15 protein-coding genes and 1 other annotated feature are annotated in these 13,757 nt (G+C 57.5%); of the genes, 7 read left to right on the top strand and 8 right to left on the bottom strand.

Going from position 1 to position 13,757, the window contains the following annotated elements:
- Nucleotides 1-15: 15 nt before the first annotated feature.
- From LG300_RS05470 to LG300_RS05455, 4 genes are all read left to right on the top strand, one after another.
- Nucleotides 16-582 (top strand): hypothetical protein, encoded by a 567-nt coding sequence (locus tag LG300_RS05470; RefSeq protein ID WP_404377386.1) that lies wholly within the window; start codon nt 16-18, stop codon nt 580-582.
- A 40-nt stretch (nt 583-622) separates the two neighbouring features.
- Nucleotides 623-1,657: a helix-turn-helix transcriptional regulator gene (locus tag LG300_RS05465; RefSeq protein ID WP_404377385.1), complete on the top strand. Its 1,035-nt coding sequence runs from the start codon at nt 623-625 to the stop codon at nt 1,655-1,657.
- A gap of 73 nt (nt 1,658-1,730) precedes the next feature.
- Nucleotides 1,731-2,234, top strand: coding sequence for an opioid growth factor receptor-related protein (locus tag LG300_RS05460; RefSeq protein WP_404377384.1), 504 nt, complete (start codon nt 1,731-1,733; stop codon nt 2,232-2,234).
- 57 nt (nt 2,235-2,291) lie between these two features.
- Entirely contained in the window at nt 2,292-2,957 is a 666-nt protein-coding gene (locus LG300_RS05455; RefSeq protein WP_404377383.1) for a hypothetical protein, read from the top strand.
- Nucleotides 2,958-3,093: 136 nt separating this feature from the next.
- Here LG300_RS05455 and LG300_RS05450 read toward each other — a convergent pair whose 3' ends face one another.
- From LG300_RS05450 to LG300_RS05440, 3 genes are all read right to left on the bottom strand, one after another.
- Nucleotides 3,094-3,276, bottom strand: coding sequence for a DinB family protein (locus LG300_RS05450; RefSeq protein ID WP_404377992.1), 183 nt, complete (start codon nt 3,274-3,276; stop codon nt 3,094-3,096).
- A 52-nt stretch (nt 3,277-3,328) separates the two neighbouring features.
- Nucleotides 3,329-4,554 (bottom strand): IS3 family transposase gene (locus tag LG300_RS05445; RefSeq protein ID WP_336275339.1). Its coding sequence is split into 2 segments (ribosomal slippage): nt 3,329-4,269 and nt 4,269-4,554, totalling 1,227 coding nucleotides; the frame shifts between segments, so codons are not numbered across the junction.
- Nucleotides 4,160-4,276, bottom strand: a sequence feature (AL1L pseudoknot). Its footprint overlaps the gene before it by 117 nt.
- Nucleotides 4,547-4,957, bottom strand: coding sequence for a DinB family protein (locus LG300_RS05440; RefSeq protein ID WP_404377382.1), 411 nt, complete (start codon nt 4,955-4,957; stop codon nt 4,547-4,549). Before LG300_RS05440 ends, LG300_RS05445 begins: the two co-directional genes overlap by 8 nt.
- A 170-nt stretch (nt 4,958-5,127) precedes the next feature.
- Between LG300_RS05440 and LG300_RS05435 the strand changes: the two genes are divergently transcribed.
- Together LG300_RS05435 and LG300_RS05430 are read left to right on the top strand one after the other, a co-directional pair.
- Entirely contained in the window at nt 5,128-6,207 is a 1,080-nt protein-coding gene (locus LG300_RS05435) for a PA0069 family radical SAM protein (RefSeq protein ID WP_404377380.1), read from the top strand.
- 38 nt (nt 6,208-6,245) lie between these two features.
- Nucleotides 6,246-6,539 (top strand): helix-turn-helix domain-containing protein, encoded by a 294-nt coding sequence (locus LG300_RS05430; protein WP_404377379.1) that lies wholly within the window; start codon nt 6,246-6,248, stop codon nt 6,537-6,539.
- Here LG300_RS05430 and LG300_RS05425 read toward each other — a convergent pair.
- The 4 genes from LG300_RS05425 to coxB are packed head-to-tail and all read right to left on the bottom strand — an operon-like array spanning nt 6,460 to nt 12,704.
- Complete coding sequence (locus LG300_RS05425) at nt 6,460-8,712, bottom strand: heavy metal translocating P-type ATPase (protein ID WP_404377991.1); 2,253 nt, start codon at nt 8,710-8,712, stop codon at nt 6,460-6,462. The two genes, LG300_RS05430 and LG300_RS05425, sit on opposite strands and share 80 nt — an antisense overlap.
- 56 nt (nt 8,713-8,768) lie before the next feature.
- Nucleotides 8,769-9,113, bottom strand: coding sequence for a hypothetical protein (locus tag LG300_RS05420; RefSeq protein WP_404377378.1), 345 nt, complete (start codon nt 9,111-9,113; stop codon nt 8,769-8,771).
- Between the two features lie 4 nt (nt 9,114-9,117).
- On the bottom strand, nt 9,118-11,643 hold the full coding sequence (ctaD, locus tag LG300_RS05415) for a cytochrome c oxidase subunit I (protein WP_404377377.1): 2,526 nt from the start codon (nt 11,641-11,643) through the stop codon (nt 9,118-9,120).
- On the bottom strand, nt 11,640-12,704 hold the full coding sequence (gene coxB / locus LG300_RS05410) for a cytochrome c oxidase subunit II (RefSeq protein ID WP_404377376.1): 1,065 nt from the start codon (nt 12,702-12,704) through the stop codon (nt 11,640-11,642). The genes ctaD and coxB overlap by 4 nt, the downstream gene beginning before the upstream one ends.
- 68 nt (nt 12,705-12,772) lie before the next feature.
- Here coxB and LG300_RS05405 point away from each other — a divergent pair, with 68 nt between their 5' ends.
- Nucleotides 12,773-13,234 carry a DUF2231 domain-containing protein gene (locus LG300_RS05405; protein WP_404377375.1) on the top strand — a complete coding sequence of 154 codons (462 nt, stop codon included), beginning with the start codon at nt 12,773-12,775 and terminating at the stop codon, nt 13,232-13,234.
- A gap of 46 nt (nt 13,235-13,280) precedes the next feature.
- Here the strand turns inward: LG300_RS05405 and LG300_RS05400 are convergent, their stop codons facing one another.
- Complete coding sequence (locus LG300_RS05400) at nt 13,281-13,706, bottom strand: CopD family protein (RefSeq protein WP_404377374.1); 426 nt, start codon at nt 13,704-13,706, stop codon at nt 13,281-13,283.
- Nucleotides 13,707-13,757: the final 51 nt, after the last annotated feature.

Genomic DNA, 13,757 nt, shown 5'->3' with positions numbered 1-13,757 from the left:
GCTCGGCAGGAGCTTGTGAAGTGGCAGGCAGATCGCGAGACATGGGCTGAAACGCTGCCTGTTATGGGCTTTTTAAGCCAATTTTTAACGCTCTTTCCCGTTACTGAACAGCACTTTGGCAGCGCTAGCACCGATGGCAAGTTTCTCTACTTTTGCCCACGCTATAGCGCCACGCTAACGGAGGAAGCGCGCCTCTATTTGCAGGCGCATCTGATTTGGCACTGTGTGGCAGGCCACCTTATCGCCCCTTTGGTGGCTAGCCGGCATCGTTGGCACCTGGCGTGCGACCATGAAGTGAACACGCTGCTGCTGGCGCTGGGTATTGCACTACCGGTTGATGCACCGCTGTTCCCGGTGTGCGTGGGCCGCAACGCAATGGAGGTGTATCGCTGGCTGGCGGGGCACCCTGGCACGTCACTCGAAGTCACGGCAGATATTCACCCTGCCGAGCTTTGGTGGCACTTGCCCAATGCGCAACCCGATGTGCGAGTTGCCATGCTCTGGCGTCATCGCGCTCACCTCATCGCCAAAGAGACCAATGGGTTACCTGAGAGAGTCGCTAAGTTTTGTGAGGCGCGGTAGACTGTTAACTTTTATCTCAGCGGCCAAGGTTGGCGTTATTATGTCTGATGCACGCGACACGCTCTTTCGTTATTTAACCATGCTGCAGCTGATTCCCCGCTTTCCTGGGCGTATCGCGACCCCTGTGCTAAAGGAGAAGCTTGCCGAGCGTGGTTTTAAGATCGACACTCGCTCCCTACAGCGTGACCTTAGTCAGAAGCTCTCCACTCAGTTTCCGATTGGCTGCGACGATAGCCAGAAGCCTTACCGCTGGTATTTTGATCGTGATTTTCAGTGCCAGCTACCGGCACTGGATGTACCCAGCGCCTTAACGCTGGTGCTAGCGGAAGAGTATTTAAAAGGGCTCTTGCCCCCGGTGGTGGTCGGGCAATTATCGCCCCACTTTACCGATGCTCGGCGGTTATTGGATGAAATGAACGCCAACGGGCTTAGCCAATGGGCGCGAAAAGTACGCGCCATTCCCAACGGTAAAGCGCTGATTCCGGCTGAAATAGATGAGTCCACTTGGCAAACTATTTCTGAAGCCTTGCTTGAGCAGAAGGCAGTTGATGTCGTCTACCTGTCGCGCTCTAGCGAAACAGAAAAGCCGTTCACGCTTCATCCGCAAGGCATCGTCAGCCGCCATAGCGCGACCTATTTACTGGCCCATGTAAACGGGTTTGAGGATTTGCGCCAGTTTGCCCTGCATCGCATTAAACAAGCCGCACTCAGCCAGCACCCCTGGCAGGCACAGCCTGATTTTGATATTGACCACTATATTCAGAGCGGCGCGTTTGGTTATCGGCAAGGGCCGAGCGATGTGACGCTGGAAGCGGAGATCGCGAAACCTGTGGCGTGGTTGCTGCAGGAAACACCGCTTTCTGAGACGCAAACCATTGAAGTCCTCCCCGGCAGTGACTGGTACCGGTTAACCGCCCAAGTACCGGATGACCAGCAAACCCTCTGGTGGCTGATGGGCATGGGCGCCAATGTGAAAGTCACCGCCCCTGCCGCGTGGCGTGAGGCATTAAAAAAGAGTGCTGAGCAGGTACTAGCGCATTACCAGGACACACCGCTTACCTGCGAGACACACTGAGGCTTTGTACGAAAACTGCCTGCGCTCGGATTGGCGCCGCATGGCCACGCTGAAACGTTAATGGGGAGACATAATGGAAAACGATACCCGCTTACTCGCGTTTTATCGCGGTGAATCCCCCGATCATAAAGGGCGTTTACTTGAAGATATCTGGGCGCTCTCGCCTTTTTGGCTAGAGCATACCCACGACTATATTCAGTGGCTGTTTCCTATTCCAGAAGCGAGCCGTTTTAATAGCTTTGCGCCGCTCTTAACGCCTGCGGTGCAAGCAGCTTTTGCGAATGACGAGCGCTTACGCCACCACCAGCAACGCTCACTGGATGTAATGTTAAATTTTTTGGGGCTAACACGGGATGGCAACGTCATCACCGCTCAGCCAACGCTATCGATACAAACCCATATCTGGTTGAAAGCCGGGGGCCATAACCACCTGCGTATTACGCGCATGATTCGGTCGTTAGCGTTATGCCACCAACCAACTTTGGCCCGCGCACTCCAGCAAGCGGTTATTGAGATTGGTAAGCAGCATGGCGTTGTGAGTGAAACATCCGTTCGGTATTGGCAAGAGGCGTTTTAATCGAAGTTAAACTATTTGTTACGCTGCCACATAATTAATATAGGAATAATTAACAATATGAAGAAAATTGCATATATCGAAGATAACATCGTTCCGCAGATGTTCACTACCGCTATTGAAGCATACAAATTTAGCCATAGAAGCACTCTGCGCTCAAAAGGGTTTGACCAACTGGAAACTTTTGGGCTGCTATGGGGCTACTCTATTCCGGCCAAGGGTACATTACCTGCCAAAGTTATCGCCACAATGGCCACCGTTGAAACTTCCGCAGTTCGCCATAACGAGTGGGTAGCCCCCAACTTTGACTCATTACGTAGCAAAAAAGAGTTTTTTGAACACTACTGGCCCAATATAGAGCTAGTTGGAACCTTTCATTCACATCCTTATAAAAACCTCTCAGAGGTTAACGACAATAAGGGATGGAAAGCCTCCGAAGGTGATCAAGAGTTCTGGCCCCATTTCCATGAAGAGGTAGCCCCAGAACAACCATTACTCGCGCATCTCATCGTGACGGTGGCTAATTTGGAAAAAACAGGCTGGGCACTACCAGACCGGCTGAAAGGAAGTGAAAGCTCAAAAGGCTATGTACTTTCAGCTAAAAGTATAAAATTGTGGCTTAGATCTTATGCATCCAGCATATTAGAGCAGGAAAATGGAATAACCTACGAGTACTCCGATGATATGGGGCTTGAAATTCCTTCCTTAGAGCGGCGCTTCTTGTGAGCCGACCGACACCCTAATGTATAATAGTGAAAATATCAAATAAAATCAGCAGCCTATAATACTTACCAGAGTATTCATGGCTGCCTTTGGTACAGCTCTATCAGCAATAAGGCTCTATTAGATAGGGCTAAGTATCTTATCGTTTTTCAGGCTCGTCTGGTATTAAGGCCAGCAGGTCTGTGACGCCAATATCGATACCTACCTGGAAGAGCAAGGTGCTCACTTGCCCGCGATGGTGGGTTTGGTGGTTGAAGAAGTGATAGATAAGCTGTGAGAAGCGTTTACTTGAGGCTACGCCTTTCGTGTTGTGGTAACTCAGAGCGGCGTTTAACTGAACCGTACCGGTTTTCTCGGAGACCCGTTAGTTTGAGTCAAGCAGCCTTATTTGCCTGACTCTGTTGCTCATAATACATGGCTTCTCGCTCTGCTGGTGGGATGTGGCCAATCGGCTCCAGTAACCGCCGGTGATTGAACCAGTCGACCCACTCCAACGTTGCAAACTCAACCGCTTCTAGTTGCCGCCATGGTCCGCGTCGGCGAATCACTTCGGTCTTGAAAAGCCCTATCACGGTTTCAGCCATTGCGTTGTCGTACGAATCGCCCACGCTTCCGACAGAGGGCTCAATGCCGGCATCTGCTAAACGTTCCGTGTAGCGAATTGAGACGTATTGAACGCCTCGGTCGCTGTGGTGAATAAGATCACCTTTAGGTCGCTGAGGGCGCTCATGAAGCGCCTGTTCAAGCGCATCCAACACCATATCGGTTCGAGGTGTACTGGAAACTCGCCAGCCGATGATTCGGCGAGCAAACGCATCAATGACGAAGGCGACATAAACAAAGCCCTTCCATGTGGCAACGTAGGTAAAATCTGATACCCACAGTGCGTTCGGCTGAGCTGGCTGAAACTGCCGCTTGACCAAATCCGCCGGACAGGCCTTGTTAGGGTCAGATACAGTCGTACGCACCGGCTTACCACGTATCACACCGCGCAGCCCCATTTGGCGCATCAGGCGAGCGACGGTGCAGCGAGCCACCGGAGTGCCTTCTCGGTGTAGTTGACGCCAGACTTTGCGGATGCCGTAGACACCGAAGTTCTCTTCCCAGACGCGCTGAATTTCGGCCCTCAGCCAGCGCTCACGTTTATTGCGGGGAGGCGCTCGGTTGGGCTCGCGTGCGCGGGCACGATGCTCATAGTACGTCGACGGGGCGATCGGCAGGACACGGCAGATCGGCTCGACCCCGTATAACGCTCGGTAATCTTCGATAAAGTTGATCATCACTTCCCGCGGCGGTCGAGCTCCGCCTGGGCAAAATACGCAGAGGCCTTTCGTAGGATCTCGTTGGCTTGCTTCAACTCTCGGTTTTCACGCTCTAGCGCTTTGATCCGTTCACGCTCGGAGGTCGTAGCGCCTTCCCGACGCCCTGTGTCACGCTCGGCCTGTCGGACCCAACTGCGCAGTGTTTCAGGCGTACAGCCGATTTTTGGGGCGATGGCACCGAGGGCTGCCCACTGGGAGGAATAATCGGCCTCGTGGTCGAAGACCATACGTACCGCCCGCTGGCGAACTTCAGGGGAATATCGATTTGATTTACTCATGGCTCCATCCTCTCAAGGTTTGGAGCCTCCGGGAATCCCGGTACGGTTCAAACTCATCATCTGTTAGCGCGACGATCCAGTTGATAATGACGTCATCTAGCCATTTACGATGTGCTGTTAAACCTTCCAAATCATCAAACATCGGCTGATCAAGCCGGCCTGGAATAGGCAGCGGCTCCATAACGGCCAAAGTGGTTGAGGAGGAATGGTGGGCCGCAAACCGCTTTAGCCAAAGCGTATCGGCAACGACTAAATGGTTCAGCGTACCTAGAATAGAGCCAAAAAAAGCCCCTCGCTCTTCGGCCAGTTCAGCTGCGCTCAACCTGCTGGCTGCGTCATATACCTTTGCATTCATCCACTGGTTATACCGTGCCATCAGTACAAAATGCGCTTGCAGGCTCATAAGGCAAATTCCCTCTTTCCATGCAAACCATCACGCACTCATCAGTATGGGCTAGCAGTGTCTTTTATTCCTGCTTGAGTGAAGCCAATCGCTTGGTACTTGCACCTTCTTTCATACGCCATATACTGTATTTTTGAACATATATAGCGACATATCTTACGAGGTGGCAGATGGCGGCGTTTGACCCTTCCCGCGCTACCGTGCATAAAGGGCGCGGTGCAACCTACGACCCACATAACCGCTTTGCCCCTACCCGCAGCGTGGCAGAGGATGACGGCTGGTGGCAGGAAGAAGCCTCTATCTCACTGGCAACAGAAGTGCGCGAGGAAGCCAGTAAAAGCGCACTCTCTTGGAACAAATCGCCAGATTTACCTTTTGATCGTTCGCTTAACCCGTATCGCGGCTGTGAGCATGGCTGTGTCTACTGCTATGCGCGCCCCTCCCACGCCTATTGGGATTTATCGCCGGGGCTGGATTTTGAAACCAAACTGATCGCCCGCCGCGGGCTGGTGGAGCATTTAAAAGAGGAGCTTTGCCACCCCCAATACGTTTGTCGCCCCATTAACCTCTCTGGCAATACCGACTGTTACCAGCCGCTAGAAGCCACCTACCAAACCACCCGCCGCTTGCTGGAATTACTGCTGGCTTGCCGCCACCCGGTGACGCTAGTAACTAAAAGCACGCTGATTTTGCGGGATATCGATCTACTAGCAGAAATGGCGGAGCATCGCTTGGTGCGGGTGTTCGTGAGCTTGACCAGCCTGGACGCTAACCTAAAGCGCACGCTAGAACCCCGCGCGGCATCGCCCCAGGCACGCCTGAAAGTGATTCGTGAGCTAAACACGGCGGGAATACCGGTGGGCACGCTGGTATCGCCGATTATTCCCGGCCTGACCGACCATGAAATTGAACGTATTCTGGAAGCCGCCAGCCGCGCTGGGGCGCGTACCGCCACCTGGATGCTGCTAAGGCTACCCCACGAGGTCGCGCCGCTGTTTGAAGCGTGGCTAGAAGCCCACTACCCCGAGCGCGCCGCTAAGGTAATGAGCTTGATGCGCCAGTGTCGGGGCGGTAAAACCTACGATGCGGCCTTTGGTAAGCGCTTTCGCGGCGAAGGGGTATTTGCCGACTTAATCGCCCAGCGGTTTCAGCGTGCTAGCCGCCAGTGGAACATGCAGCCACGCACCGAGCAGGGGCTGAATACCCGTGATTTTCGCCCGCCCCGGGCACAGGGGGATTTATTTGATTAGACTGCTGGAATACCCATCACTAAGAAGATGCCCTCTCCATGTCGCTCAGCAAAACAAAATCCAGCTTTTACCGCCGCCTTTACGTGGCCCACTTGATTGAGCAAGGCGTTGCCAGCGTGCCCGCGTTGATGGAAGCCACCGGCATGCCGAGGCGCACCGCCCAGGACACCATCGCGTCGCTCGGCGAGCTAGATATTGAGTGTGTGTTTAAAAAAGGCGACGGCGAGCGCCACAACATTGGCCACTACACCATTAAGCAGTGGGGCGCGATTGACCCGCAGTGGGTGGCATCGAACGCTGAGCGGCTGGGGCAGGCATTGGGCTATCGCTAGCCTCGTTAGGCTCTGCCCACGCAAGGCGCGCTGAATTTAAAGTCACGCTGATCGAGCTTGCTGCCATCGCCAGCACGGCGGCCAAGGGCGGCACCGCCATCATGGTCACCAGCCCAAGCGCCAGCGTGTTGTAAAGCGCCGAAAACACCAAGTTTTGCACCATCACTCGGCGGGTGCGCTTAGCCAATGCCAATAGCCTCACCACACCGCTCACCCCAGGCCGAAGCAGCTGTGCGGCGGCTCCTTCGCGGGCGGCTTCGCTGGCTTGCATGGGGGCGACGCCTACCCCGGCTTCGGCAAGGCTCAAGGTATCGTTCACCCCGTCGCCCACATAGAGCGTGGGCGACGGCAAGGCTTTGAGCAGTGCCGCTTTGGCTTCCGGCGAACGCTGGGCGTAGCACGCGCTTTTTACTAACCCCACCTGCTGGCCAAGCCAGCTCACCGGCCCTTGGCGGTCGCCGCTGATCAGCGCCACGATGTACCCTAAGCGCTGTAGTTCGGCAAGGCTCGCTTTCGCATCGCTCACCGGCTGGTCGGCACAGTAGAGCGTGGCGAGCCAACCGCGGCTGTTGGCCACTACCACCTGTGAAGCAAAGGCGTAGTCAGGGTGTTGGGCGTTATCTGGCAAGGGTGTGCCAAGCTGCTGCTCTATCCATACGGCGCTACCTAACCACCACTGCTCTCCGTTTTGAAACGTTACTTGCTGGCCTTTGCCGGGATGATCTTCAATATGAAGTACGTTATGAAGTGCTTTATGAAGTGCTTTGGGCGGCGCCGCTGTTTCAGCCTTGTTCGCCCAATCCAACAAACCGCTGGCTAGCGGGTGCTCGCTTTGGCTAACGGCGCTGTGCAGCATCGCCTGAAACATCGCGAGGTCGTCACCTTGGCGCAGCGCGGCGTGCACTACCTGATGCTGCCCCCGGGTGAGCGTACCGGTTTTATCGAAAGCAATGCCGCGTACGTTCGCCAGGGTTTCAAAAGCGGCTGGGTCGCGCAGGGCAATGCCCTGCTGTAACGCTTGGTTGCTACCGGCAAGGCTTGCCAGCGGGATTGCCAGCCCCACCGCGCAGGGGCAGGCCACGACGAGTACAGAGAGCGCCCGCACGGCGGCTTCTTCCCACCCGATGCCCAGCAATAGCCCAATGGGTAGCGTGGCTAGCGCAAGCAGCAGCGCCACGGGGCTTAGCCATGAGGCAAAGCGGTCGGCCAGCTTGTGCAATTCGCCCTTTTTTGCCTGGGCGCGGCGCATTTGCTCGCACAGTTTATCCACCCGCCGCTGGCCGGCGGTGGCCGTCACAGTCACCTTCAAGGGCGCAGCGTTTAACCCCGCCGCATAGCGGCAGCCCGCGTATACACGCTGCCCAGCATGCAGGTAGCGCGGCACGCTCTCCCCGGTTAGCGTGGCGGTATCCAGCCAGCCGGGCGTGTCCAGCAGGCCATCTAAGGGCACCTGCTCACCGGGAGGCACTTCAATCAAGGTGCCCGTAGCGACTTCCCCAACGGGCTGCGTGTCGCGCTGCTCCTTTTGGCAAACCGTCACGTCTGCGTCCGGCAGCCGGAGTGAATCGAAGGCTTTAAGCCCACGCTGCCTGCACAGAGTTTCGACCAATCGGCCCACTAGAAGCAGCACAATCAGCATCACCGCAGTATCGAAATACACCTCAGAAGAGCCGCGCAGCAGCAGCCCTACTGATACCCCCACGGCGCCTATCACCCCCAGGCTTACCAGCACATCCATACCAGGGCGCTTGGCCAAGAGCGTGCGCCACCCCGCTCGGTAAAACGGCAGGCCGGAATAGAGCACGACGGGCACTGCAAAGGCGCCAGCCACCCAAGCAACGACCAGCTCTATGGTGGCATTGGGCAGCGCGCCCGCGTAAATCAGCAGCGATGCCAGCATGGTCCACATGCCCAACACCGCACCTACAATCAGGCGCAGCGTGAGGTAGCGGCTCTCTTGGGCGAGGCGCTGCTGGGCATCTTGCACTGGCTCTAGCTCGCTAAGCCGATAGCCCAGCCGTTTCACCACAGGCGCTAGCCTCGTTAGCTGCGTTGCCTGCTCGGTGCCTTTTACCCACACGGTGGCCGTGGGGTAGTGAACGCTTGCCTGCGCGACGCCTGGCAAACGGGCAAGCGCGCCCTCCACCGCCAGGGCACAGCTGGTACACCACATGCCATGTAGGGTATAGAGCGGCGCTTCGTCATTCGTCGGTGTGCCGCTAGAGACGTTTACAGACACGGCGGTACGCCAACAATCGGCAGCCCCGCAAATACCACCCCAAAGGCGGAAAACAGGTAAAGCCCACCGGATACCACCGCATGAAAGCGCTGCCGCCCCTGGTACTGCTTCGCCGTATGGCAACTCCCCCACGCCAGCATCGCCAGCCCCACCGCGCTGATGAAGGTAAAGCCGCCCAGGACGGCGTTGAGTAGCGTGAGTGATCCCGCCTCTGGCGGCGGCGGAGCCACCGCACAGGCCACCGAGAGGCCGCTATACATGGCCACAAACCAAACGCTCCAAAGCGTTAGACCCACTACCAAATGGATAGGATGGGTAAAGTTAAATCGTTCCATCGCCCTACCCTCCTAACACGCGGGGCAACACCGCTAGCGCCCCAATCAGCAGCCCAAAGGTGACCACGTTATAGCGCCATAGCAGGGCCACCACACCCGGTTCAAAGGGGGCGTGGGCGCCCACAAAACCGTAGCCCACCCGTAGCCCTTGTAGCACGGTCAAGATAACCGCTAAACCGCCGTGGAACAGGGCGTAGACAAGGCCGACCAGCATCACCGCATCGTGGGAGGTTTGCGTGGGGGCAAGTTTGGCCTGCCACAGCTCCCAGCCCGTTAGCCCCACCTGAAGTGCGCCTAACGCAGCGGCTAAATAGAAGCCTGCGCCTAACCCGGCATCACGCTGCTGGCGAAGCCCGCGCACCAGCCGCTCCATCACCACACATCCGGCCAACACCGCCACGCCCGCTGCCAACATAAGCATGAGCGATAGCGGCGGCGTCTCCGGCATCTGCCATTCCGGTGAAACGGTCCAGAGATAGAACCAGCCAAACAGGTAAGAGAGATAAAACGACCCATTAGCGATCAGAAAAACACCCATCGCCCAAAGGCCCGGACCATCCATGGTGCGCGAATGGAGCGGTGGGTCGCCCGGTTTTACGCCCGCATCCGGTGCCGCTTTAGGATGCGCCCCGTTCTCCCAAGACCAGCGCAGCAGAAAGATACCGGCAATCATCACGAACACGCCTGCCAACGCGTACACCTTGGTCAGCAGGCTCAGGCACACCACCGCCAGCGCGGCAGCGGCAAACAGCGGCCACCAGGAGTTACCGGGCAGGTGGATAATCTCGCGCACCTTGCCGGTAATCGGGTCGGTGCCCCACATTTCTCGCCTGCCGTGGGAGGCCACCGCCAGCGAGTGCTTACCCTCGGCCATGGTATGCGGTAGGTTCGGGTCATCCCACAGCGGGTGCCGGGTTTCGACATTGGGAAGGCTGACAAAGTTATAGGCGCTGGGCGGCATGGTGTTGGCCCACTCCAGCGTATCGGCATTCCAGGGGTTATGCTTGGCGGGCTTGCCAAACCGGAAGTGCAGCGCGATATCCAGCAGCACCATGGCAATTCCTGCCGAGAGCACAAAGCTACTGATCGACGAGAGCAGGTTGAAAATCTCCCAGCCCGACCCCGCTTCATAGGTGTAAATTCGCCGGGGCATACCGAGTAGCCCGGTCCAGTGCATGATCAAGAAGGTGCCGTTAAAGCCGAGGAAGGTCAGCCAGAAGCCCCAGCGCCCCAGGTTCTCGGAGGGCATCCGCCCGGAGAAGAGCGGCAGCCAGTAGTAAAGCCCAGCGATCAGCGGAAAGAACATGCCGCCCACCAGCACATAGTGCATGTGCGCCACCACGAAGTGGGTGTCGTGCACCTGCCAATTAAAAGGCACCAGCGCCAGCATGACGCCGGTTAACCCGCCGCACACAAAGATGATCAAAAAGCCCATCACCCACAGCATGGGCAGCTTCATTTTGGGTTTGCCTAGCCAGAGCGTGGCGAGCCAGACAAACACCTGAATCGCCGTGGGCACGGCCACCAGCATACTGGCTGCCGAGAAAAACGCCTGGGCCAGCTGCGGAATGCCAATGGTGAACATGTGGTGAACCCACAGCCCAAAGCTGATAAAACCCATAATGGTGATCGCTGCCACTACCCAGCCGTACCCCACAATGGGCCGCCCGGCAAACACCGGAATCAAAGTGGAGACAATACCAGCGGCGGGCAGGAAGATGATGTACACCTCGGGGTGCCCAAACAGCCAGAACAGGTGCTGCCATAGCACCGGGTCGCCGCCGCCCGCAATTTGGAAAAACGGCATGCCTACCGCCCGCTCAAGCTCCAGCAGCACGCTGCCGAGTATCAGCGGCGGGAAGCCCACCACGATCATTAGCGCCATAGCAAGGATATACCAGGCAAACAGCGGCATTTTGTGCAGCGCCATCCCTTGGGTGCGGGTGCGTAAGATAGACACCACCAGCTCTACCCCCGCCGAGAGCGCGGAGATCTCCACAAAGGTAATGCCCAGCAGCCAGAAATCGGAGCCCAAGTCCGGGGCAAACTCCTTGCTGCTCAGTGGCGTGTACATAAACCAGCCGCTGGAAGGGGCCATTTCAATGACCAGGCTGGAGGTGAGGATGATCCCGCCAAACAGGTAGCAGAAATAGCCCAATGAGGTTAGCCGCGGGCACACCAGGTCGCGGGCGCCGAGCATTTTCGGGATTAGATAAATCGCCAGTCCCTCCAGCATGGGAATAGCGAACAGGAACATCATCACCGTGCCGTGCATGGTGGTGACTTGGTTATAGATCTCCGGCGACATAAAGTCCTGGCCGGGCATCGCCAGTTGGGTACGCACCAGCATGGCGAGAATGCCGCCAATCAGGAAAAACGCCATTCCGGTGATCATAAAACGCAGGCCAAGCGTTGTATGGTTCACGATGGTGAGGGCTTTTAGCCCTTTCGGGTTGCCCCAAATGGTGTGCAGGTCTTCGTGTAGTTGCTGCGGGTCCTGCTCTACCGCCTCTTGATTCACGCTCTTCATGGGGTCAAGGTCTCCAGCCAAGCACCCAGGGCATCCAAGGTGTCCGTATCAATATCGTCGTGGGCAGGCATTTTGTTGCCCGGCTTCAGCGTTTGGTGCTGCTGCAGCCACTGGCTCACCGCGCCCTCTTCCATGGCGATGACACCCGCGCCCAGCATCGTGCGGCTCCCCACATCCGAGAGGTTCGGCCCTACGCCGCCTTGGCTAACGCCAGCCACTTGATGGCAGCTCGCGCAGTGGGTCGCAAAGGCCTCTCTTGCGCTATCGTGGGCTGAATCTTGGGTCGCTAATTCGCTTAGCTCTGCGTCCTGCCGGGCCGCTAGCCACGCATCGAATGCTTCACGGGGCATGGCTTCGACGTATAACTGCATATGCGCGTGGCCCACCCCGCACAGCTCGGCACACTGGGCACCAAACACAGCGGGTGCATCAGCTTCCAGGCGGATTTTATTCACCCTTCCTGGCAGCATGTCGATTTTGCCGCCCAGGCGCGGCACCCAAAACGCGTGAATGACATCTGCGCCGCTCACATGGAAATCCACCGGCTCCCCTGCGGGCATGACAAGCTGGTTAGCGGTGACGACTTCGCCGCCCTCAGCGCCGGGGTAGCGCACTTCCCACCACCATTGATGGCCAATCACCTCGATCACTTCGGGTGGCTCGCTTAGCGGCAGCGGTAGCATGCGCTGCCCGGCGGGCACGCCAAACATCAGCAGTGCGGTAATGCTGGCGATGGGCAGCACAAGGCCGCCGCCAATGATCCAGCGACGGGCAATGCGGCGCTCTTGGGCGGCGGTGCGATTCACGCTGCGCGGTTTGAAGGCGTACAGCCAAACCACCGTGACACCGATCAGCACGATGGTGGCAAAGCCCAGCATTACCCACCAAATTAACCGAACGTCTCGCGCGGCGGGCCCTGCAGGGTCTAAGATAGATCTATCGCCAGTACAGCCCGCGACACTGAGCAGCAGGCTAAGCCCTAGCCAGCAGGCGGCTTGACGGGCTCGTCGCGATGCTAAACACGACATGATGGTGGACGTAGCGCTATTGCGTTCCCTCATTAGCGTTTTCCCTAAAGTGCAGTGGTTCCAACCAGCTGTTTCGCTTTGTCTAACCACAGGAAGTGACCATGACACCTACCCCCCAACGCTCGATAAGAAGCCGCGCGTCGCTGGCTGGCCACCCACTCCACCCGGTGATGATCCACTTCCCGGTGGCGGCGCTGATGGCGCTGGTCGCTTGCGATATTGCCTACTGGTATACCCAGGATGCATTCTGGCTGCGCGGCGGGCTGTGGCTGGCGGGGGTCGGCGCGTTTGGCGGTTGGGTGGCCTCGGTGGCAGGCATCATTGATTTGGTCACGGTCGCGCGCATTCGCCGCCTGATTACTGGCTGGAGCCACGCGATGGTGGCCGTGGTGATGCTTTCCTTGGCGTCGCTGAACTGGCTTTTGCGCTTCACCGAGCCCAGCGCCGTGCTGCCCTGGGGGTTGGCGATTTCGCTGGTAACGGCCGGTTTGATTGCCCTGGCCGGGTGGTTGGGTGGCCAACTGGTGTATGAACACGCTGTTGGCGTGGAAGTCGAGTCGTAACCCGAATGGCTTAGTGGCAGCCTGTAATGGGGTATTGGCCATCGGGCTAGCTCCACTCCAACGGCTTAGAAAGTACAAGCCCCAGCACGCCGAAGATACCCACCAGCGCCAACAGCAGCGCGCATAGGCTGGCGGTTTTCACCCCGTTAAAAATCCCCATCTCAAGGCGCAGAATCAGCCAGCCAAAGCAGCCGTGGGCGGCAACCATCAACACTACCGCCCCAAGTTTTAGGATCAGCCAGCCGCCTAATAGGCCATGGAATAGAAACAGCAGCGTACCGGAAGCAATCGCCGCCAGCGCCGCGGGCGTGGCAATGGAGTTATAGAAAAACCGCGGCATAGGCGGCGTGCCTTGTGCAAAGCCAGCATCTTTACGAAGCTGGAGCGTTTGCAAAAGCAGCGCGGGCAGGTAGAGAAGTGCGCCGCACCAGATGACCAGTGCGGCAATGTGCAGCAGTTTTAGCCATGGCATCGAAGCTTCCTTGCGTTGCATAAGGCAGAGTCTGTAATGACCCTAATAACC

Source organism: Vreelandella aquamarina (genome assembly GCF_044805175.1).
Lineage (GTDB): Bacteria > Pseudomonadota > Gammaproteobacteria > Pseudomonadales > Halomonadaceae > Vreelandella > Vreelandella aquamarina_B.
The sequence above is the reverse complement of the archived record's forward strand: the minus strand, read 5'-3'. Positions and strand labels throughout refer to the sequence as shown.

Excerpts from the sequence above, each read along its gene's own strand:
- LG300_RS05465 (WP_404377385.1), top strand. The coding sequence starts at position 623 with ATGTCTGATGCACGCGACACGCTCTTTCGTTATTTAACCATGCTGCAG.
- LG300_RS05460 (WP_404377384.1), top strand. The coding sequence starts at position 1,731 with ATGGAAAACGATACCCGCTTACTCGCGTTTTATCGCGGTGAATCCCCC.
- LG300_RS05455 (WP_404377383.1), top strand. The coding sequence starts at position 2,292 with ATGAAGAAAATTGCATATATCGAAGATAACATCGTTCCGCAGATGTTC.
- LG300_RS05440 (WP_404377382.1), bottom strand. The coding sequence starts at position 4,957 with ATGAGCCTGCAAGCGCATTTTGTACTGATGGCACGGTATAACCAGTGG.
- LG300_RS05435 (WP_404377380.1), top strand. The coding sequence starts at position 5,128 with ATGGCGGCGTTTGACCCTTCCCGCGCTACCGTGCATAAAGGGCGCGGT.
- LG300_RS05430 (WP_404377379.1), top strand. The coding sequence starts at position 6,246 with ATGTCGCTCAGCAAAACAAAATCCAGCTTTTACCGCCGCCTTTACGTG.
- LG300_RS05425 (WP_404377991.1), bottom strand. The coding sequence starts at position 8,712 with ATGTGGTGTACCAGCTGTGCCCTGGCGGTGGAGGGCGCGCTTGCCCGT.
- LG300_RS05420 (WP_404377378.1), bottom strand. The coding sequence starts at position 9,113 with ATGGAACGATTTAACTTTACCCATCCTATCCATTTGGTAGTGGGTCTA.
- ctaD (WP_404377377.1), bottom strand. The coding sequence starts at position 11,643 with ATGAAGAGCGTGAATCAAGAGGCGGTAGAGCAGGACCCGCAGCAACTA.
- coxB (WP_404377376.1), bottom strand. The coding sequence starts at position 12,704 with ATGAGGGAACGCAATAGCGCTACGTCCACCATCATGTCGTGTTTAGCA.
- LG300_RS05405 (WP_404377375.1), top strand. The coding sequence starts at position 12,773 with ATGACACCTACCCCCCAACGCTCGATAAGAAGCCGCGCGTCGCTGGCT.
- LG300_RS05400 (WP_404377374.1), bottom strand. The coding sequence starts at position 13,706 with ATGCCATGGCTAAAACTGCTGCACATTGCCGCACTGGTCATCTGGTGC.